This window comes from Variovorax boronicumulans NBRC 103145 (genome assembly GCF_001591345.1).
GTDB lineage: Bacteria > Pseudomonadota > Gammaproteobacteria > Burkholderiales > Burkholderiaceae_C > Variovorax > Variovorax boronicumulans.
In genome coordinates, this window is record NZ_BCUS01000067.1 from 1 (window position 1) to 18839 (window position 18839).

At 68.3% G+C, this 18839-nt stretch carries 17 protein-coding genes; 8 read left to right on the forward strand and 9 right to left on the reverse strand.

The features are described from left to right. Positions 1-175: 175 nt before the first annotated feature. The 3 genes from VBO01S_RS19090 to VBO01S_RS19100 all read right to left on the reverse strand — a co-directional run bounded on the left by VBO01S_RS19090 (position 176) and on the right by VBO01S_RS19100 (position 3512). Positions 176-1603, reverse strand: a complete 1428-nt coding sequence (locus tag VBO01S_RS19090) for a sensor histidine kinase (RefSeq protein WP_062477875.1) — start codon at positions 1601-1603, stop codon at positions 176-178. Next, positions 1603-2964, reverse strand: a complete 1362-nt coding sequence (miaB, locus tag VBO01S_RS19095; protein ID WP_062477878.1) for a tRNA (N6-isopentenyl adenosine(37)-C2)-methylthiotransferase MiaB — start codon at positions 2962-2964, stop codon at positions 1603-1605. The genes VBO01S_RS19090 and miaB overlap by 1 nt, the downstream gene beginning before the upstream one ends. 89 nt (positions 2965-3053) lie before the next feature. Continuing rightward, positions 3054-3512 carry a hypothetical protein gene (locus tag VBO01S_RS19100; RefSeq protein WP_062477880.1) on the reverse strand — a complete coding sequence of 153 codons (459 nt, stop codon included), beginning with the start codon at positions 3510-3512 and terminating at the stop codon, positions 3054-3056. Between the two features lie 253 nt (positions 3513-3765). Here VBO01S_RS19100 and VBO01S_RS19105 point away from each other — a divergent pair, with 253 nt between their 5' ends. Together VBO01S_RS19105 and VBO01S_RS19110 are read left to right on the forward strand one after the other, a co-directional pair. Beyond that, positions 3766-4911, forward strand: a complete 1146-nt coding sequence (locus VBO01S_RS19105) for an efflux RND transporter periplasmic adaptor subunit (RefSeq protein WP_062477963.1) — start codon at positions 3766-3768, stop codon at positions 4909-4911. Continuing rightward, complete coding sequence (locus VBO01S_RS19110) at positions 4908-8069, forward strand: efflux RND transporter permease subunit (protein WP_062477883.1); 3162 nt, start codon at positions 4908-4910, stop codon at positions 8067-8069. The genes VBO01S_RS19105 and VBO01S_RS19110 overlap by 4 nt, the downstream gene beginning before the upstream one ends. A gap of 264 nt (positions 8070-8333) precedes the next feature. Here VBO01S_RS19110 and VBO01S_RS19115 read toward each other — a convergent pair whose 3' ends face one another. From VBO01S_RS19115 to VBO01S_RS19140, 6 genes are all read right to left on the reverse strand, one after another. Further along, on the reverse strand, positions 8334-9026 hold the full coding sequence (locus VBO01S_RS19115; protein WP_062477885.1) for a Crp/Fnr family transcriptional regulator: 693 nt from the start codon (positions 9024-9026) through the stop codon (positions 8334-8336). Between the two features lie 45 nt (positions 9027-9071). Beyond that, the gene (locus VBO01S_RS19120; protein WP_062477889.1) at positions 9072-9722 is read right to left on the reverse strand and encodes a histidine phosphatase family protein; all 651 of its coding nucleotides are present in this window, start codon (positions 9720-9722) and stop codon (positions 9072-9074) included. Positions 9723-9744: 22 nt separating this feature from the next. Further along, entirely contained in the window at positions 9745-10341 is a 597-nt protein-coding gene (locus VBO01S_RS19125; protein ID WP_370681365.1) for a DUF4136 domain-containing protein, read from the reverse strand. 234 nt (positions 10342-10575) lie between these two features. Continuing rightward, a complete protein-coding gene (gene ttcA, locus VBO01S_RS19130) occupies positions 10576-11505 on the reverse strand; it encodes a tRNA 2-thiocytidine(32) synthetase TtcA (protein WP_062477895.1) in 930 nt (309 codons plus the stop codon). 52 nt (positions 11506-11557) lie between these two features. Further along, entirely contained in the window at positions 11558-11935 is a 378-nt protein-coding gene (locus tag VBO01S_RS19135; protein WP_056576172.1) for a dihydroneopterin aldolase, read from the reverse strand. Between the two features lie 14 nt (positions 11936-11949). Beyond that, on the reverse strand, positions 11950-12735 hold the full coding sequence (locus VBO01S_RS19140) for an SDR family oxidoreductase (protein ID WP_062477898.1): 786 nt from the start codon (positions 12733-12735) through the stop codon (positions 11950-11952). 42 nt (positions 12736-12777) lie between these two features. Here VBO01S_RS19140 and VBO01S_RS19145 point away from each other — a divergent pair, with 42 nt between their 5' ends. The 6 genes from VBO01S_RS19145 (at position 12778) to hisN (ending at position 18834) form a co-directional block, all read left to right on the forward strand. Then, complete coding sequence (locus VBO01S_RS19145; RefSeq protein WP_062477901.1) at positions 12778-13890, forward strand: class I SAM-dependent methyltransferase; 1113 nt, start codon at positions 12778-12780, stop codon at positions 13888-13890. 357 nt (positions 13891-14247) lie between these two features. Further along, the gene (locus VBO01S_RS19150) at positions 14248-15147 is read left to right on the forward strand and encodes a TauD/TfdA dioxygenase family protein (protein ID WP_062477904.1); all 900 of its coding nucleotides are present in this window, start codon (positions 14248-14250) and stop codon (positions 15145-15147) included. Positions 15148-15177: 30 nt separating this feature from the next. After that, on the forward strand, positions 15178-16188 hold the full coding sequence (locus VBO01S_RS19155) for an ABC transporter substrate-binding protein (protein WP_062477906.1): 1011 nt from the start codon (positions 15178-15180) through the stop codon (positions 16186-16188). A gap of 4 nt (positions 16189-16192) precedes the next feature. Next, positions 16193-17092 (forward strand): ABC transporter ATP-binding protein, encoded by a 900-nt coding sequence (locus VBO01S_RS19160; RefSeq protein ID WP_370681370.1) that lies wholly within the window; start codon positions 16193-16195, stop codon positions 17090-17092. Then, positions 17089-17958 carry an ABC transporter permease gene (locus tag VBO01S_RS19165; RefSeq protein ID WP_062477909.1) on the forward strand — a complete coding sequence of 290 codons (870 nt, stop codon included), beginning with the start codon at positions 17089-17091 and terminating at the stop codon, positions 17956-17958. Before VBO01S_RS19160 ends, VBO01S_RS19165 begins: the two co-directional genes overlap by 4 nt. Before the next feature lie 99 nt (positions 17959-18057). Next, positions 18058-18834: a histidinol-phosphatase gene (hisN, locus tag VBO01S_RS19170; RefSeq protein ID WP_062477912.1), complete on the forward strand. Its 777-nt coding sequence runs from the start codon at positions 18058-18060 to the stop codon at positions 18832-18834. Positions 18835-18839 lie beyond the last annotated feature (5 nt).

Genomic DNA, 18839 nt, shown 5'->3' on the forward strand with positions numbered 1-18839 from the left:
GGCCACGGGTGGCGGCAGCGCGTCGGCTTCGGCCGGCGGCTTGGGCTGGGAGGCGCAGGCCGCCAGCAGCAGGGCGCATGGCACGGCCATGGCCCCGGCGAAGGTGGATCTGCGGACGAACGAAAGGAACATGGGTCGAAAAAGGCGCGGGGCGGTGTGGGTGGGGTGTCCGGGGTCAGGTCGTGCGCGGCAGTTCGATGCGAAAGCGTGCACCGGGGCCGTCCGGCAGCAGGGCGATGCGGCCCCCATGGGCTGCAATGTACTCCTGCACGATGGAAAGTCCGATGCCGGTGCCTTTCACCGTGTGCTCGGGCTGGCGCTCGCCGCGGAAGAAGGGTTCGAAGATGCGGTCGCGGTCGCCCACGGCAATGCCGGGGCCGGCGTCGCACACGTCGATGTGCACCGCCTCGGGCGTGCCCGACACGGCCAGCGTGATCACGCCGCCGGCGGCCGAGAAGCGGATCGCGTTCGACAGCAGGTTGGCGATGGCGGTGCCGAGCTTGGTGCGGTCGACCGTGAGGGCGATCGGCTCGCCCTCGGCGCGCACGCGCAGGCCGTGCGCCTGCCACTGCAGGCGCTGGGCCTCGATCTGCTCCTCGATCAGCGGCAGCAGCTCGGTGCGCTCGCGGCGCAGCTCGCGCGCCTCGAAGGCGGCGGCGTTGAAGCGCAGCAGCGCCTCGATCTGGTTCTGCAGCGACACGGTGTTCTGCTGCAGGATCTGCGCCACTTCGAGCTGCGCCGGGTTCAGCGGGCCGGTCACGCCGTCCTCGAGCAGCGACACGCCTTCGCGCAGTGCCGCCAACGGCGTCTTCAGCTCGTGCGACACATGGCGCAGAAAGCGCGCCTTGTCGGCGTCGAGTTCGGTCAGGCGCAGGCGCAGCCATTCGAGCTGCTGCGACACGCGCCGCACGTCGGCCGGGCCGCGGATGTCGATCGGCTCGTCGAGCCGGTTCTGCCCCAGGCCGACGATGGCGTTCTCGAGCCGCTTGAAGGGGCGCGCCAGCCAGATGCCGAAGGCCAGCGCCAGTGACACGGCCAGCACGCTGGCGGCCACCACCTCGCGCATCAGCCGGCGGCGTGCGTTCTCGATGCGCTTGGCCAGCGCGTCGTTCTGCGTTTCGATCAGGAACTGCGCCTGCTGGGCGATGTTGGTGTTCAGGGCGTCGAGTTCGCGGAACTGCATCGCCATCGTGCTCTCGCGCGCCAGGGCGCTGTCGGGGCTGCCGCCGAGCAGCCCTTCGATCACGCCGAGCTGGCTGCGCCACATGTCGATGCCGGCGGCCGGCAGGCCGTTGCGTTCCAGGCGCTCCAGCACCTGGTGGGCTTCGCGCGCCGCCTCGTCGAAGCGGCGGCGCAGCACGGCGTCGTTGAGCACCAGCGACTGGCGTCCCGCGCGTTCCATGGCCGCGCTGCGCTCGGCCAGCGACTGCGAGGCGCCCGACAGGCGCAGCGCGCGCGCGGCGGCGTCGCGGCTCTGCGTGACGAGCGCGTCGTACTGCAGCACCGAGCGCAGCGCCACGCCCACCAGCAGCGCGGTGATCAGCAGGAAGGCAAACAGCAGGAGCTGCTGGAACGAGCCCCGGACGGATGGACGCTTCGCCATCAGTGGGCGAGCGCCGTGCCGGCAGCAGCCAGGGCCGATTCGCGCGTGACCACTTCGCCGCGCAGCGTGTAGGCCAGCGAGCGGGTGATGCGCAGGTCGGCCATCTGGCCCACGAGGCGGGCGTCGCCTTCGAAGTTGACGACGCGGTTGCAGGCGGTGCGGCCCATGAGTTCGTTCGCGTCCTTGCGCGAGGCGCCCTCGACCAGCACGCGCTGCGTGCTGCCCACCAGCGCATCGCCGAAGCGGCGCACGTTGCCGTCGATCACGCGCTGCAGCGTCTGCAGGCGCGCCAGCTTCACCTCGTGCGGCGTGTCGTCCTGCAGCGCGGCGGCGGGCGTGCCGGGGCGCGGGCTGAAGATGAAGCTGAAGCTGTTGTCGAACTGGCAGTCGTCGATGAGCTTCATCATCTTGTCGAAATCGGCGTCGGTCTCGCCGGGGAAGCCGACGATGAAGTCGCTGGAAAGGGCCAGGTCGGGGCGGATGGCGCGCAGCTTGCGCACCGTGCTCTTGTATTCCATGGCCGTGTAGCCGCGCTTCATGGCCATCAGGATGCGGTCGCTGCCGTGCTGCACCGGCAGGTGCAAATGCGAGACGAGCTGCGGCACCTTGGCGTAGGCCTCGATGAGCCGGGGCGTGAACTCGTTCGGGTGGCTCGTGGTGTAGCGGATGCGCTCGATGCCGGGGATCTCGGCCACGTACTCGATGAGCAGCGCGAAGTCGGCGATTTCGGCGGTGTCGCCCATCTTGCCGCGGTAGGCGTTCACGTTCTGGCCCAGCAGCGTGATCTCGCGCACGCCCTGGTCGGCCAGGCCGGCGATTTCCACCAGCACGTCGTCCAGGGGGCGGTTCACTTCCTCGCCGCGGGTGTAGGGCACCACGCAGTAGCTGCAGTACTTGGAGCAGCCTTCCATGATCGACACGAAGGCGGTCGCGCCTTCGACGCGCGCGGGCGGCAGGTGGTCGAACTTCTCGATCTCGGGGAAGCTGATGTCCACCTGCGGGCGGTCCAGCCGCTCGCGGTCGTTCAGCATCTCAGGCAGGCGGTGCAGCGTCTGCGGGCCGAACACGATGTCGACGTACGGTGCGCGCGCGATGATGGCCTGGCCTTCCTGGCTCGCCACGCAGCCGCCCACGCCGATCTTCACGCCCTTGGCCTTCAGGTGCTTCACGCGGCCGAGGTCGGAGAACACCTTCTCCTGCGCCTTCTCGCGCACCGAGCAGGTGTTGAACAGGATGAGGTCGGCCTCGTCCACGTTCTGCGTGGGCTCGTAGCCCTGGGCGGCGTGGAGCACGTCGGCCATCTTGTCCGAGTCGTACTCGTTCATCTGGCAGCCGAAGGTCTTGATGAATACTTTTTTCATGGGGAGCTCTCTGTGCCCTTCGCAAAGAGGAAGGGCTGCGAGGCGCGCGTGGCGCCCGCGGATTTTTGCTTGCTTGCGGCCCGGCCGCGTTACTGCGTGTTCAGCGTGTCGTTCGAGGTGAACGGCCAGATGTTCAGGAACGGCTTGTTCAGCGATTCGCGGCTGGCCATGGCCTCGTCGGGCGTCAGGATCCAGACCTCGCGCAGCAGCCCGGCGGCGTCGCGCGTGTAGTTCACGAGGTACTTCTGGCCGATGATCGCGCCGGGCATCACCAGCATGTTCTGCGGGCTGCGGATGCGCGCGCCGGCGCCCAGTCGGTCGGCCCGGCCGTCGAGCTCGACGTCGGGGGCGCTGGTCACCATGAACTTGCCGCGCAGCGTGCCGATGGGGAAGTTGCGCCCGCCGTTGAGCGACTCGTTCTGGGTCTGCGGGCGGGGCACCTCGTCCTGGGCGCTGGCCTGGAGGGAGAAAAGACCGGCGGCGCCGGCAAGGGCGGCGCAGATGGCGAGGGAAGTGAGCGTTTTCGTGGGTGTCTTGCAGCGGTTCATGGGGTATATCCAGAGGCTGTGGACCGGCGATTTTAGCGAGGGGGTGTTTTCCCTCATACCGGGTGCAGCGGGTGGTGCGGGGGCTTTGCGTCGGCCTGCTTTACATTTCTTTACGGCGCCCGTGAACACTGTGCGTCGGCCACTGCTCCAATAGCTGCTGTCAGCCCAAAGTGCACAAGAACCCATGAAGAAATCTGCCGCCTTCGCCCTCGCGGGCGTGTTGATCGTAGCCGTCGCAGGCGGCTGGTGGCGCATGTCGGGCGATCGGCCGGCCACGAAAGATGCCAAGTCCGCGAACGCCGGGCCTCCCGCCGCGCTGGTCACGCTGGCCACGGCCGAGAAGCAGGACGTTCCGGTGACGGTGCAGGTCAACGGCAGCGTGGTTTCGCTCAACAGCGTCGACCTGCGCCCGCAGGTCACCAACACCGTGAGCGCGGTGCACGTCAAGGAAGGCCAGTTCGTGAAAGCAGGGCAGCTGCTCTTCACGCTGGACGACCGCAACGACCAGGCCAACCTGGCCCGCGCCCGGGCCCAGCAGCAGAAGGACGAGGCCACCATGGCCGACCTGGAGCGCCAGTACAAGCGCAGCCAGGACCTGGTGGCACAGAACTTCATTGCCAAGAGCGCGGCCGACGCCACGCTGTCGCAGCTGCAGGCGCAGCGCGCCGCCGTGGCGGCCGACCGCGCCGCCGTGCAGTCGGCGCAGGTGGCGCTGGGCTACGCCACGCTGCGCGCGCCCATCGCGGGGCGCATCGGCGCCGTCAACATCTACCCGGGCACGCTGGTGCAGCCCACGCTGTCGCTGGTCACGATCACCCAGCTCGACCCCATCGCCGTGAGCTTCCCGGTGCCCGAAGGCAACCTGCAGGACCTGCTGGCCGCGGCGCGCACGCGCGCCAAGGTCGAGGCGCTGGTCACGGGCCGCCGCGAGCCGCTGTTCGGCACGCTCGACTTCGTCGACAACACGGTCGATCCGCAGATCGGCACCGTGCGCGCCAAGGCCGTGTTCGCCAACGCCGACCAGAGCCTGTGGCCCGGCCAGTTCGTCAACACGCGCATCACGGTGCGCATGCTTGACGGCGTCACCGTGGTGCCGGCCGCGGCGCTCATGATGCTGTCCGATGGCGCCACGCTGTACGTGGTCGATGCCGAGCGCAACGCGGCGCGCCGCCAGGTCAAGGTGCTGCACACCTTCGGCACCAAGGTGGCCGTGAGCGGCGTGACGCCCGGCGAGCAGGTCGTGATCGAAGGCAGCCAGAACGTGCGCCCGGGCGGCAAGGTGCGCATCGACGTGAAGGCGCCGGCCGGGCCGGGCGGTGCCCCCGCCAACGGCACCACGGGTGTCACGCCCGGCAGCGCCGCTTCGTCGGATGTTCAGCCGGCGCGAGAACGCGCATGAACATTTCAGAGCTCTGCATCCGCCGTCCGGCGATGACGGTGCTGCTGTCGGCGGCCGTCGTGGTCATCGGCATCTTTGCGTACTTCAGCATCCCGGTGGCGGCGCTGCCCAGCTACAACACGCCGGTCATCAACGTCAACGCGCAGCTGCCGGGCGCCAGCCCCGACACCATGGCGAGTTCGGTCGCGCTGCCGCTCGAAAAGCAGTTCTCGACCATCCCCGGCCTGCAGACCATCAGCTCGGTGAACACCCAGGGCGTGACCTCGCTCACGCTCGAATTCGTCAGCAGCCGCGACATCGACGCTGCCGCCGTCGACGTGCAGGCCGCGCTGCTGCGCGCCCAGCGCCAGCTGCCGCAAGAACTCACGCAGTTGCCCTCGTACCGCAAGGTGAATCCGGCCGATGCGCCGGTGCTGTTCATCGCGCTGATCTCGCCGTCGATGAACCCGTCGGAGCTCAACGACTACGCCGAGAACCTCATTTCGCCCACGCTCTCGACCATCGACGGCGTGGCGCAGGTGGGCGTGTACGGGCGCAAGGCCTTCGCGGTGCGCATCAAGGCCAACGCCGACCTGCTCAATGCGCGCAACATCACGCTCGACGAACTGGCCAAGGCGGTGAATTCGGCCAACGCCAACACGCCGGTCGGCACGCTCGACGGCCCGCGCCAGACGCTCACCATCCAGGCCAACCGCCAGCTCATGAAGGCGGCCGACTTCGCCAAGCTGATCATCGCGCAGCGCAACGGCGCGCCGGTGCGGCTGGACGAAGTGGCCACGCTCGAAGACAGCTTCGAGTCGGTCAAGACCGCCAGCAGCTTCAACGGGCAAGACTCCATCTCGCTGGCCGTGCAGCGCCAGCCCAATGCCAACACCGTGCAGGTGGTGGACGCGGTGCGTGCGCTCATCCCGCGCTTCAAGGCCGAGCTGCCGCAGTCGGTCGAGATCCACATGGTCAACGACCGCTCGCTCTCCATCCGCGAGGCGGTGCACGACGTTCAGCTCACGCTGCTGGGCACCATCGCGCTGGTGGTGCTGGTGATCTTCCTGTTCCTGCACCGGCTGGTGGCCACGCTGATTCCGGCGGCCACCATCCCGATCTCGCTGATCGGCGCCGTGGCGCTGCTGTATGCCTTCGGCTACAGCCTGGACAACGTCTCGCTGCTGGGCATCACGCTGGCAGTGGGCCTGGTGGTGGACGACGCCATCGTGGTGCTCGAGAACATCATGCGCTACGTCGAGAAGGGCATGGAGCCGATGGCCGCCGCCCTGCGCGGCGCGCGCGAGGTGGGATTCACCATCGTGTCGATCTCGATCTCGCTGGTGGCCGTGTTCATCCCGATCTTCTTCATGCCGGGCGTGATCGGCCTCTTGTTCCACGAGTTCGCCGTGGTGGTGGCACTGGCCGTGCTGGTGTCGGCCGTGGTGTCGCTCACGCTCGTGCCCATGCTCGCGAGCCGGCTGCTCAAGCACGTGCCGCGCAAGGCCGGCGCGCTCGACCACGAGGAAGAGCACCCCGAGCCCGGCACGGCGATCGGCCGTGCCTTCGAGCGCGGCTACCGCGCCGTGCACGGCGGCTACATGCGCACGCTCGACTGGACGCTCGGGCACCGCGCGCTGATGCTGGTCATGGCGGGGCTGACCTTCGTGGTCACGGCCTGGCTCTTCATCAGCATTCCCAAGGGCTTCTTCCCCGAGGAAGACATCGGCCAGATCCAGATCACCACCGAGGCGGCCGAAGACATTTCGTTCACCGCCATGAAGGCGCTGCAGGACCGCGTGGCCGCCGCGCTCAAGGCCGACCCGAGCGTGGACTACGTGAGTTCCTTCGTCGGCGTGGGCGGCCCGACCGCCACGCAGAACTCGGGCCGGCTGTTCGCGGTGCTCAAGCCGCGCAGCGAGCGCCCCAAGATGGCCAAGGTGCTCGAGTCGCTGCGCCAGCGCTTCCGCGAGATTCCGGGCATTGCCGTCTACATGCAGCCGGTGCAGAACCTGCGCCTGGGCGGGCGCCAGAGCAAGGCGCGCTTCCAGTACACGCTGCAGAGCGTGAACGCCGGCGAGATGGTGCCGTGGTCGACCCGGCTCATGGAGCGCATGCGCGCCGACCCCGACTTTCGCGACGTGACCAGCGACTCGCAGAACCGCGGCCTGCAGGCCACGCTGGAGATCGACCGCGACAAGGCCGGCGTGCTCGGCGTGGCCGTGGGCGACCTGCGCACGGCGCTGTACAACGCGTACGGCGACCGCCAGATCGGCAGCATCTACGGCGCCAGCAACACCTACCAGGTGATCCTGTCGGCCGCCGACAGCGACCGCCAGTTCGAGGAAGACGTGGCGCGCCTGTCGGTGCGCAGCACCACCGGCAAGCTGGTGCCGCTGTCGGCCTTCTCGACCGTCAAGCGCACGGTGGGGCCGACCTCGGTCAATCACCAGGGCCAACTGCAGGCGGTGACGGTGTCGTTCAACCTCGGCCCCGACGTGCCGCTGGGCAACGCGACCGCGAAGATCGACCGCTTCAAGGAAGAGCTGAAGATGCCGCAGTCGATCATCACGACCTACGGCGGCGACGCGGCGGTGTTCCAGAGTTCGCAGGGCAGCCAGGCCGTGCTGCTGGTGCTTGCGGTGCTGGTCATCTACGTGCTGCTGGGCGTGCTGTACGAGAGCTACATCCACCCGATCACCATCCTGGCGGGCCTGCCCTCGGCGGCGGTGGGTGCGCTCATTTCGCTGAAGCTCTTCGGCTTCGACCTCACGCTGATCGCGACCATCGGCATCCTGCTGCTGATCGGCATCGTGAAGAAGAACGCGATCATGATGATCGACTTCGCCCTGGACGCGCAGCGCACCGAGGGCATGAAGCCGGTCGATGCGATCCGCGAAGCCTGCCGGCTGCGTTTCCGCCCGATTCTCATGACCACGCTGGCCGCGCTGATGGGTGCGCTGCCGCTCGCGCTGGGCCTGGGTGCCGGCGCCGAGCTGCGCCAGCCGCTGGGCGTGGCGGTGGTGGGCGGGCTGATCTTCTCGCAGGTGATCACGCTGTACATCACGCCCGCGATCTACCTGGCGCTCGACCGCTACAGCGGCAGCGGGCCGATGGTGGAGCTGCCGGGCGAGGCGAAGGCCGAGGCTGCGGCGGGGCACGCGGCCTCGCACGCTTGACGGCGGTTCAAATCACACGCCTGACGGCGATTCAAAAGATGCCGGATGGCCATGAGCGTGAGCCACCCGGCCAGGAAGGACTTGTGCAGTCCCGCGTGACGCCACACCCGGACCATCGCCCATTGAAGGCGCTCCGGCCTCTCTCCTCAACGGCTCTCTCCATTCCCTCCGCCGCTGCTCTTCCCATGTGTGTGACGGGATGAATGATCGCGAGGGGGTGAGGGTGTCGACGGTATCCAGCGATACAGGAAGCGGGCTTTTTCCTTACGGTGTCGCGTCGCGGAAACGATGCAGGGCCGGCGCATCCGGGATGGTGACCTGCCGGGCCCGCGTTTCAATGAGCCCCTGTCCCGCCAGCGCATTCAGCGTGCGCGTGACGGTGACGCGGCTCAAGGCCGTCATGGCGCCGATCTGCTCATGCGTCAGATCGACGGTGAGCTTGTTCGATGCCTGCGTCGATGGCGGGCGCGCCACACGCAGCAGCAGATCGACGATCCGCTCCTTGGGCGCCGCCGAGGCCACCCCGGCCAGCTTGGCCACGATCATGTGGTTCTTGAAGCCGAGCAGCTGGATCAACGAGGTCGCGAGCTCGGGCAGCGCCGAAAACTGCTGCGCGACATCCGCCGGGCGATAGCGGCTGAGAAGGGCCGGCGCGACCGCCCGGGTCGTCGTCGGTCGGGGGCTGTCGGCAAACGCCGGGCCTTCGCCGAAGATCGCGCCCGGCCCGAAGATCTCGAGCAGGAACTCCGAGCCGTTGCTTCGGTGGATCGTGGAATGCACGAAGCCCGACCGCAAGAGATAGAAGTAGTCGTGCCGTTCGCCTTCGCGCGCAATGGTGTCGCCGGCTTCCAGGGTGACGAAGCTTCCCAGGTGCGTGGCGTCGATCCACGGCGCGGACAGCGACTGGGAGGCGTCCCAGCTGGCGTAGGCCGAGGGCGTGGGGTTCGTTCTTTTCATGGGAGCGTCTTGCCCGGGGCGAAGAAAGGCAAGCGGCTCACCCCACTAGGTCGTGGTCTCGTCCAGCGGCGCGTCCGTCGCCAGGTGGGCGATGTCGCTCCAGCCGACAAGGCTGAAGCCCTCGGGCGTCCACAGCATGCGGTTGATGGCCGCGTTGCCGAGCTGCCAGGTGCGCGGCGCCTGCAACTCCTGGCGCGTGGCGGCGCGGTAGAGCACGTCCATCACGCCGCCGTGGGCCACCAGCACCACGAGCTGGCCCGGGTGGCGCGCGGCGATGGCCGAGGCGGTGCCGGTCACGCGGTCGCGAAAGGTCAGCAGGCTCTCGCCGCCGCCTTCGGGCTCGAACTCGGGGTCGCGCTCGCGCCAGCGGCGGGCGTCCTCGGGCAGCGTGGCCTCGATCTCGGCGAAGCTCATGCCTTCGAAGCGGCCGAAGGCGCGCTCGCGCAGGCCCAGGTCGGGTTGCACCTGGAGGCCGTGGGGCTCGGCGATGGCCTGGGCGGTCTGCCAGGCGCGCGAGAGGTCGCTGGCATAGACCGCCGCGATCGGCTCGTCGGCCAGCGCCTGTCCGGCGCGCTGCGCCTGCCAGAGGCCGGTGGCATTGAGGCCGATGTCGAGGTGGCCCTGGATGCGGGTGTCGACGTTCCAGGCGGTTTCGCCGTGGCGCACGGCGATCAGGCGGGTGAGATTGGCTTCCATCCGTCCGAATTCTAGAAGTGCGTCATTTCTTGGCGGCCGGCGTGAGCTCGATGTTCACGCGGCGCTCGCCCGGCGGCGGGTTCGGAAAGCCTTGCAGCGCGGCCTCGAACATCACCGGCAGGATCGCCGCGCTCGAACTGTAGGGGCCGTCGTTGCGCGCGCGGGTCTCGTACACCACGCGGTGGCTGCCGCCCGCCTCGCGCAGCACGAGGCTGACCTCGCGCTGGTACCAGGGGTTGGCCGGCGGCGTGAACATCGGGCCGCCGTACCAGCCGCTGCCATACCAGCGGTGGCCGTAGTAGCCGCCGTAGCCGTAGCCCCACGGGCCGGGCCCGTACAGCCACGGATCGGCCCAGGGCGACAGCGCCGCCGTGACGCGCGCGCCGATCTGCGCCGTGTACTGCGGCCTTGTGTCGTCGCGGCGCAGGCCGACCTTGTCGAGCGCGGCCGCGGCCATGGCCTCCAGGCCTTCCTGGCGCGCCGTGTCGGCCTGCTGCGAAGGCAGGCGCTCGAAGCGGTAGGTGGCACCGGGCGGCACGATCGTGCCCGGCGTGGCAAAGCTCTTGACGTTGCTGTCGACCACCCAGGAGGTGGCGCAGCCGCTCAGGGTTGCTACCAAAAATAGAGCTGAAAACGCACGATACATAAGGGTCTCCGGGCCTCTGGCCCTCAAAGTCCCCTGGGTTGCCCGTCAGAAGGTGTAAATGAATCCGGCGTGGCCGAGCAGCCCGTCCAGACGCGTCCCATCGAGGCGCAAAGCGCAGCCATAGCTCAAGCTATGGCGAGCATTTGCAACGAAGAGGGGGCGTGTCTGGGCGGGATGAGCGGACATGTCGGGTTCGTTTACACCTTCTTAGCCCTGGACGATGCGCAGGGCGGAGGGTGCCTGGGAGAGCAGGTCGAAAGCGGGCGTGTCGAAGGCCTTGTCGCCGTTCTCGTCGGCCACGCCCGTCGCCTTCAGACCCTGGAAGTCGTGCAGCGTTCCGTCCAGCAGGTGCGAAGGCACGACGTTCTGCAGCGCGGTGAACATGTTTTCCACGCGGCCGGGGTACTTCTTGTCCCACTCGCGCAGCATCTCGCCGACCTGCTTGCGCTGCAGGTTCTCCTGGCTGCCGCACAGCGTGCAGGGAATGATCGGGAACTCGCGGTGCTGCGCCCAGCGCACCGTGTCCTTTTCGGCCACGTAGGCCAGCGGGCGGATCACGATGTGCTTGCCGTCGTCGCTCACCAGCTTGGGCGGCATGCTCTTGAGCTTGCCGCCGAAGAACATGTTGAGGAAGAAGGTCTGCAGCATGTCGTCGCGGTGGTGGCCCAGCGCGACCTTGGTGGCGCCCAGCTCGTCGGCCACGCGGTACAGGATGCCGCGGCGCAGCCGGCTGCACAGGCCGCAGGTGGTCTTGCCCTCGGGGATCACGCGCTTGACGATGCTGTAGGTGTCCTGGTTCTCGATGTGGAAGGCCACGCCGAGCTCGCTCAGGTACTTGGGCAGCACCTCTTCCGGGAAGCCGGGCTGCTTCTGGTCGAGGTTGACCGCGACGATGTCGAAGTGGATGGGCGCACGCGCCTTCATCTTGAGCAGGATGTCGAGCAGCGCGTAGCTGTCTTTTCCGCCCGAGACGCACACCATGACCTTGTCGCCCTCTTCGATCATGTTGTAGTCGACGATGGCCTGGCCGACCTGGCGGCACAGGCGCTTCTCGAGCTTGTGCGTCTCGCGTTCGATCTTCAGCGAGTTGGAGGGCGCACCGGCTTCGGGCGTATCGTCGATCCAGACGGCGTTCATTGGGGGGCTACTTCGGGCAAATCGGGGGAAAGAGCCCCGATTTTGCCTTGGATCACCATTCCCCGGCTTCGATGCGGATGGCGACTTCGCAGTCGTCGAAGATTTCGAGCTTGGCGATCTTCACGCGCACGCCCCGCACGCCGGGCAGTTGCAGCAGGCGCTGCGCGAGCTTGCCGATCAGGCTTTCGAGCAGGTTGACGTGCTCGGCGGTGCACTCGTCGATGATGATGCGGCGCACCTTGCGGTAGTCCAGCACGTGGAAGATGTCGTCGTCCTGCGGCAGCAGCGGCTGCGGGCCGAGGTTGAGTTCGGCGTCCACCAGGATCGGCTGCGGCGCGGTCTTTTCCTGCTCGAGGATGCCCAGGTTGGCGTCGAAGCGCAGGCCCTGGAGGGTGAGTGTCTGGTGGCCGTGCGGTGTGTTCGTGGACATGGTGGTGGTGCTCGTCACATGAGCGAGAAGTCGCGCTCGAATTTCATGAGGTGCTGGCCGCCGTCGACGAGCAGCGTGGTGCCGGTGATCGAGCTGTTTTCCAGCGCGAACTTCACGGTGGCGGCCACGTCTTCCGATGTGGACGAGCGGCCCAGCGGCGACAGCTTGTGCAGCTGCGCGAACTTGTCGTCGTCCAGCATGTGGCTCGCCAGCGTGAGGCCGGGCGCCACGCCCACCACGCGCACGCGCGGCGCGAGCGCCAGCGCCAGCATGGGGGTGGCGGCTTCGAGCGCGGCCTTGGAGAGCGTGTAGCTCAGGAAGTCGGGGTTCGGGTTCCACAGCTTCTGGTCGAGCAGGTGCACCACGGCGCCCCCGTGCGCGTCGCGCCGGGCCAGGTGGTCGTGCAGCGCCTGCGCCAGCAGGATGGCCGCGCCGGTGTTGCTGCGCGCGTGGCGTTCCATGAGCGCGTAGCTGAAGCTGGCGGCGTCGTCGTGTTCGAAGAGGGCGGCGCTGTGCACCACGGCATCGACGGCGCGAAAGCGCGCTGCCACGCGCGGCAGCAGGGCGCGCGTGGCCTGTTCGTCGGCCAGGTCGGCCTCGAACAGCGCGGAGTCGCCCGAGCGCGCGGCGCAGTCGGCCACGGTCTGCTCGGCTTCGGCGCGCGAGCTGCGGTAGTGCACCGCCACCTGCCAGCCGCCCGCCGCGAGCGCCAGCGCGATCTCGCGGCCCAGCCGACGGCCTGCGCCCGTGACGAGGACGGTGCGGCGGCGATCGGGGGAGGAGGGGGGGATGGCGCTCATTCGGAGGAAGAAGACAGAAGACAGGAAGAGGACAATGGCGCCGTGACGACGCCAACGACAAACAGTTTACCCATCGCCCTCGACCATCTGATTGCCCGCTCCGTCGAGCGCGCGGGCGGATGGATCGGCTTCGACCGCTTCATGGCCCTGGCCCTGTATGCGCCGGGGCTGGGCTACTACGCCAACACCTCGGCCAAGTTCGGCCACATGCCCTCGTCCGGCAGCGACTTCGTGACCGCGCCCGAGCTGACGCCGATGTTCGGCCACACGCTCGCGGTGCAGGTGCTCGAAGCGCTGGAGAAGACCGGCACCGACACCGTGTGGGAATTCGGTGCGGGCTCGGGGGCGCTGGCGGTGCAGCTGCTGCATGCGCTGGGCGAGATGGGGCGCGGCGATGTGCGCTATCGCATCGTCGATCTGTCGGGCACCTTGCGCGAGCGGCAGCAGCAGGCGCTGGCGGGGTATGCGGGGCGGGTCGAGTGGCTCGGGGAGCTGCCTGAGTCCATGCAGGGTGTGGTGGTCGGCAATGAAGTGCTCGATGCGATGCCGGTGCAGTTGCTGGCGCGGGTAAAGGGGGCTTGGTTCGAGCGGGGGGTGGTGCGGAATCCGGCGGGGGATGGGTGGACGTGGGCGGACCGGCTGACCGAATTGCGGCCGCCGGTCGAAGTGTCGGGGGTGCATGACTACCTTACCGAGGTGCATCCGCAGGCTCAGGCGTTCATTGCGACGCTGGCGGATCGGCTTGAGAAGGGCGCGGCTTTTCTCATCGACTATGGATTTCCCGAGGGCGAGTACTACCACCCGCAACGGCACATGGGGACGGTGATGTGCCATCGGGGGCATCAGGCGGATGGCGATCCTCTGTCGGAGGTGGGATACAAGGACATCACGGCGCATGTGGACTTCACGGGGATTGCTGTGGCGGGGCAGGAGGCGGGGCTTGCTGTTCTTGGCTACACGAGCCAGGCGCGGTTTCTTTTGAACTGCGGGATCTTGGGGCGGATGGAGCGGGGGACTGTGGCGCAGCGGGGGATGGCGGCTCGGTTGATTCATGAGCATGAGATGGGGGAGTTGTTCAAGGTGGTGGGGTTTGCTGTCGGTGAACCTTGGGACGCTGTCGGGTTCGCTGAGGGGGATCGGAGTCACACCCTCTGAGGGGTTGCTTCCCGGGGCCGGGAGTTCCGCCCGGCGGCGGACTCACTTTCTTTTGCTTCGCCAAAAGAAAGTAAGCAAAGAAAAGGCGACCCCACTGTCTGCGTCCCTCCGCTTCGCTGCGGGCAACCTGCGGTGCTCGCGTTTCGCGGGGTCTCGCCCAAACTCGCTTCGCTCAAACAAGGGCGAGCCCTGATCCGCGAAACGCTGCGCTCCTCGGCGCAGCCAGAGGGGCTTGGAGGCCGGGCGGGCCGTCGCTGCGCTCGGCCCGGGGCTTGTGCTTTCAACGGAAAGAGTTGGTCATAAGCAAGCAACAAAGACTTCGTTGGGGAATGGGGGGCGCGCTTCTACATTCGCGGCATGACTGCCGTTCTTTCCCGCGCAACCCCCGCCGCAGAGGCGCCCGCGCAGCACTTCGAGGTGCGGCCTTTCGATGCGCCTGTCGGTGCGGAGATCGTCGGGCTCGACATCGCTGAGCCGATCAACGCCGCCGACTTCCAACGCATCCACCGCGCGCACTTGGACCACCACGTGCTGGTCTTCCGCGACCAGCGCATCACGCCTGCGCAGCACATCGACTTCAGCCGCCGCTTCGGGCCGCTCGAGATTCACGTGCTGCATCAGTTCCAGCTGAAGAACCACCCCGAGATCCTGATCGTTTCGAACATCAAGGAGAACGGCGAGCCGATCGGTCTCGGCGACGCGGGCGTGTACTGGCACTCCGACATTTCGTACAAGCCCCATCCCAGCCTGGGCTCGCTGCTGCACGCGCAAGAGCTGCCGAGCGAAGGCGGCGACACGCTGTTTGCCGACCAGCACCTGGCATGGGAGGCGCTGCCTGTCGAGCTGCAGCAGCGCATCCTGCCGCTGAAGGCGGAGCACAGCTACCTCGCGAAGTACGAGGAGCTGCGTGCGAAGAATCCGTGGCGGCCGAAGCTTTCACAAGCGCAGATCGATCAGGTCGCACCCGCCGTGCAGCCCGTGGTGCGCACGCACCCGGAGACGGGGCGCAAGGCGCTGTTCGTCAGCGAGCACTTCACGACACGCATCGTCGGCCTGCCGCAAGGCGAGAGCGACGCGCTGCTGGCCGAGCTGTTCGCGCACAGCGTGAAGCCCGAGTTCGTGTACCGCCACGCGTGGGCGCCGCACGACCTGGTGTTCTGGGACAACCGCTCGCTGATGCACCTCGCGGCAGGCACGCCCGACCACCTGCGCCGCCGGCTCAACCGCACCACCATCGTGGGCGACACGCCTTTCTGATTTCCTCCTTTCTTTTTTCCGGACTTTCCAATGAACCGCTTCACCCGCCGCGCCGCCGCGCTCGTCACCGGCCTCGGCCTTCTCGCCGGCAGCCTGGCCGCGCAGGCCGAAGGGCAGATTCGCATCGCCGAGCAGTTCGGCATCGTCTACCTGTTGCTCAACGTGGCGCAGGAGCAGAAGCTGATCGAGAAGCACGCGAAGGCCGCAGGGGTCGATGCGAAGGTGGAGTGGGTCAAGCTCTCGGGCGGCTCGGCGGTGAACGACGCGCTGCTGTCGGGCAACATCGAGATTGCAGGCGCCGGCGTGGGGCCGCTGCTCACGCTGTGGGACCGCACCAAGGGCAAGCAGAACGTGAAGGGCGTGGCCTCGTTGGGCAACTTTCCGTACTACCTGGTGAGCAACAACCCGAACGTGAAGTCGATCGCCGACTTCACGGACAAGGACCGCATCGCGCTGCCCGCCGTGGGCGTGTCGGTGCAGTCGCGGGTGCTGCAGATCGCGTCGGCCAAGCTGTGGGGCGACAAGGAATTCAACCGGCTCGACAAGATCAGCGTGGCGCTGCCGCACCCCGATGCGGCGGCGGCGATCATCAAGGGCGGCACGGAGATCACGGGACACTTCGGCAATCCGCCGTTCCAGGAGCAGGAGCTCGCGGGCAATCCGAACGCGCGCATCGTGCTGAACTCGTACCAGGTGCTGGGCGGGCCGTCGTCGGCCACGGTGCTGTATGCCACCGAGAAATTCCGCAACGAGAGCCCCAAGACCTACAAGGCCTTCGTCGATGCGCTCGACGAGGCGGCGAAGTTCGTCACGGCCAACCCCGAGAAGGCGGCCGACATCTACCTGAAGGTGAGCAACGCCAAGCTCGACCGCGAACTGCTGCTCAAGATCATCAAGAACCCCGAGGTGCAGTTCAAGACCGCGCCGCAGAACACCTACGTGTTCGCAGAGTTCATGCACCGCGTGGGCGCGATCAAGAACAAGCCGGCGTCGGTGAAGGACTATTTCTTCGACGACGCGCACACGGCCTCAGGGAACTGACGCGATGCTGTCCCGGCTCGAGCGCCTGGCAGGGCCGCCCGCTGCGGCCTTCCTTGGCGGCGCGGTGGCGCCACAGCGGCCGGCCCGGCGGCGCGGCGTGGTGGCCACGGGCGACGCGGCACCGCCGTACGTGCACGAGGCGCTGCTGCAGGTCGAGGGCGTCAGCCTCGAGTACCGCACGCCCGAGCGCGTGGTGCGCGCCACGCACCGCGTGAGCTTCGACGTGCATGCCGCCGACCGCTTCGTGCTGCTCGGGCCCTCGGGCTGCGGCAAGTCGACGCTGCTCAAGGCGGTGGCCGGGTTCATCCCGCCGGTCGAGGGCGAGATCCGGCTCGACGGCCGGCGCGTATCGCAACCGGGCCCCGATCGCATCGTCGTGTTCCAGGAGTTCGACCAGCTGCCGCCGTGGAAGACGGTGAAGCAGAACGTGATGTTCCCGCTGCTCGCCTCGCGCACGCTGGGGCGCAAGGAAGCGGCCGAGCGCGCGCTGCATTACCTCAACAAGGTGGGCCTCTCGAAATTCGCCGACGTGCACCCGCATCAGCTCTCGGGCGGCATGAAGCAGCGCGTGGCGATCGCGCGGGCGCTGGCGATGCAGCCGCGCGTGCTGCTGATGGACGAGCCCTTCGCCGCGCTCGACGCGCTCACGCGCCGCCGCATGCAGCAGGAGCTGCTCGAGCTGTGGGACGAGGTGCGTTTCACGCTGCTGTTCGTCACGCACTCGATCGAGGAGGCGCTGGTCGTGGGCAACCGCGTGGCGCTGCTGTCACCGCATCCGGGGCGCATGCGCGCCGAACTCAACAGCCACGGTTACTCGCTGGACAGCCTGGGCGGTGCGGACTTCCAGGCGACTGCGCGGCGCATCCACGACATGCTCTTCGAGGAAGAACAGGGCACCCCATGAGCACCCTGACGCCACCCATCCGCCCCGAGTACGAACGCACGCTCGAGCCCTTCACCGAAGTGCCGGTGGAGCGCGCGCTGCCGCTGGCCACGCGCCTTGCCTCGCACACCTGGCTGCGCAAGGGCCTGATCCTTGCCGTCATCGCCGTGCTGTGGGAGCTGGCGGCGCGCTGGCAGGACAACGACCTGCTGCTGCCCACCTTCACCGCCACCGCCCGTGCATTGATCGAAGGGCTGGCCAGCGGCGAGCTGGTCGAGAAGGTGCGCATCTCGCTGGCCGTGCTGTTGCAGGGCTACCTCGCGGGCGTGCTGCTGGCTTTCGGGCTCACCACGCTGGCCGTGTCCACGCGCATCGGGCGCGACCTGCTGGACACGCTGACCTCGATGTTCAACCCGTTGCCCGCGATCGCGCTGCTGCCGCTGGCGCTGCTGTGGTTCGGGCTGGGCCGGGGTAGCCTGGTGTTCGTGCTGATCCACTCGGTGCTGTGGCCGCTGGCGCTCAACACCTATGCGGGCTTCCAGGGCGTGCCCGAGACGCTGCGCATGGCGGGGCGCAACTACGGGCTGACGGGGCTGCGCTACGTGCTGCAGATCCTGGTGCCGGCCGCGCTGCCGTCGATTTTGTCGGGGCTGAAGATCGGCTGGGCCTTTGCGTGGCGCACGCTGATCGCGGCCGAGCTGGTGTTCGGCGCCTCGTCGGGCAAGGGCGGGCTGGGCTGGTACATCTTCCAGAACCGCAACGAGCTGTACACCGACCGCGTGTTCGCCGGCCTCGCGCTGGTGGTGTTGATCGGCCTGCTGGTGGAAAGCCTGGGCTTTCGCACGCTGGAGCGGCTCACCGTGCGGCGCTGGGGCCAGCAGCGCTAGCGCGCAGGTGAGGAGGCCGGGCGGACGAATGCCCCGGCGATGGCGCAAGGGCCGTGGGCTCGGGTCTAATCGCAGCTTTTGGCACGCGTTCTCCTCCCCATGAGCTCTTCCGTCCCCGACCTTTCCGCGATCGCCGGTGCGCTGGCCGATGCCGCCGCCGCCCAGTCGATGCGCTACTTCCGCACGCCGCTGGACATCATCACCAAGGCCGACGAAAGCCCGGTCACGCTGGCCGACCGCGCCGCCGAGACGGCCATGCGCGAGATCCTCGGCGCGCGCGTGCCCGCCGACGGCATCTTCGGCGAGGAGCATGGCCCCGAGCGGCTCGACGCCGACCGCATCTGGGTGCTCGACCCGATCGACGGCACGCGCAGCTTCATCACCGGCTCGCCGCTGTGGGGCACGCTCATCGGCGTGCTGCAGGGCGGGCGCGTGGTGCTGGGCATGGTCGACATGCCGGTGCTGAAAGAACGCTGGATCGGCGAGGCCGGCAAGGGCGCCACGCGCGACGGCCAGCCCGTGCGCGTGAGCGGCTGCACCGAGATCGCCAAGGCCCGCATCGTGACCACCTCGCCCGACATCTTCTCGCCGGCCGACTGGAGCGCCTTCGATCGCCTGAGCCGCCAGTGCGCGATGCGCCGTTTCGGCGGCGACTGCTACGGCTACGCGCAGCTCGCGGGCGGCACCATCGACCTCGTGGTCGAGACGGGGCTGCAGCCCTACGACTTCCTGGGCCCGGCGGGTTTGATCGAGGCCGCGGGCGGCGTCGTCACCGACTGGGAGGGCCGGCCGCTGGGGCTGAACCCCGACCAGCGCGTGATCGCGGCAGCCACACCCGAACTTCACCGACAAGCCCTGGCCGTGCTGGCGGCCTAGACTGT

What these genes read in the sequence shown, in the direction of transcription:
- VBO01S_RS19090 (WP_062477875.1), bottom strand. Translation starts at nt 1,603, where the DNA reads ATGGCGAAGCGTCCATCCGTCCGGGGCTCGTTCCAGCAGCTCCTGCTG.
- miaB (WP_062477878.1), bottom strand. Translation starts at nt 2,964, where the DNA reads ATGAAAAAAGTATTCATCAAGACCTTCGGCTGCCAGATGAACGAGTAC.
- VBO01S_RS19100 (WP_062477880.1), bottom strand. Translation starts at nt 3,512, where the DNA reads ATGAACCGCTGCAAGACACCCACGAAAACGCTCACTTCCCTCGCCATC.
- VBO01S_RS19105 (WP_062477963.1), top strand. Translation starts at nt 3,766, where the DNA reads ATGTCGGGCGATCGGCCGGCCACGAAAGATGCCAAGTCCGCGAACGCC.
- VBO01S_RS19110 (WP_062477883.1), top strand. Translation starts at nt 4,908, where the DNA reads ATGAACATTTCAGAGCTCTGCATCCGCCGTCCGGCGATGACGGTGCTG.
- VBO01S_RS19115 (WP_062477885.1), bottom strand. Translation starts at nt 9,026, where the DNA reads ATGAAAAGAACGAACCCCACGCCCTCGGCCTACGCCAGCTGGGACGCC.
- VBO01S_RS19120 (WP_062477889.1), bottom strand. Translation starts at nt 9,722, where the DNA reads ATGGAAGCCAATCTCACCCGCCTGATCGCCGTGCGCCACGGCGAAACC.
- ttcA (WP_062477895.1), bottom strand. Translation starts at nt 11,505, where the DNA reads ATGAACGCCGTCTGGATCGACGATACGCCCGAAGCCGGTGCGCCCTCC.
- VBO01S_RS19135 (WP_056576172.1), bottom strand. Translation starts at nt 11,935, where the DNA reads ATGTCCACGAACACACCGCACGGCCACCAGACACTCACCCTCCAGGGC.
- VBO01S_RS19140 (WP_062477898.1), bottom strand. Translation starts at nt 12,735, where the DNA reads ATGAGCGCCATCCCCCCCTCCTCCCCCGATCGCCGCCGCACCGTCCTC.
- VBO01S_RS19150 (WP_062477904.1), top strand. Translation starts at nt 14,248, where the DNA reads ATGACTGCCGTTCTTTCCCGCGCAACCCCCGCCGCAGAGGCGCCCGCG.
- VBO01S_RS19155 (WP_062477906.1), top strand. Translation starts at nt 15,178, where the DNA reads ATGAACCGCTTCACCCGCCGCGCCGCCGCGCTCGTCACCGGCCTCGGC.
- VBO01S_RS19160 (WP_370681370.1), top strand. Translation starts at nt 16,193, where the DNA reads ATGCTGTCCCGGCTCGAGCGCCTGGCAGGGCCGCCCGCTGCGGCCTTC.
- VBO01S_RS19165 (WP_062477909.1), top strand. Translation starts at nt 17,089, where the DNA reads ATGAGCACCCTGACGCCACCCATCCGCCCCGAGTACGAACGCACGCTC.
- hisN (WP_062477912.1), top strand. Translation starts at nt 18,058, where the DNA reads ATGAGCTCTTCCGTCCCCGACCTTTCCGCGATCGCCGGTGCGCTGGCC.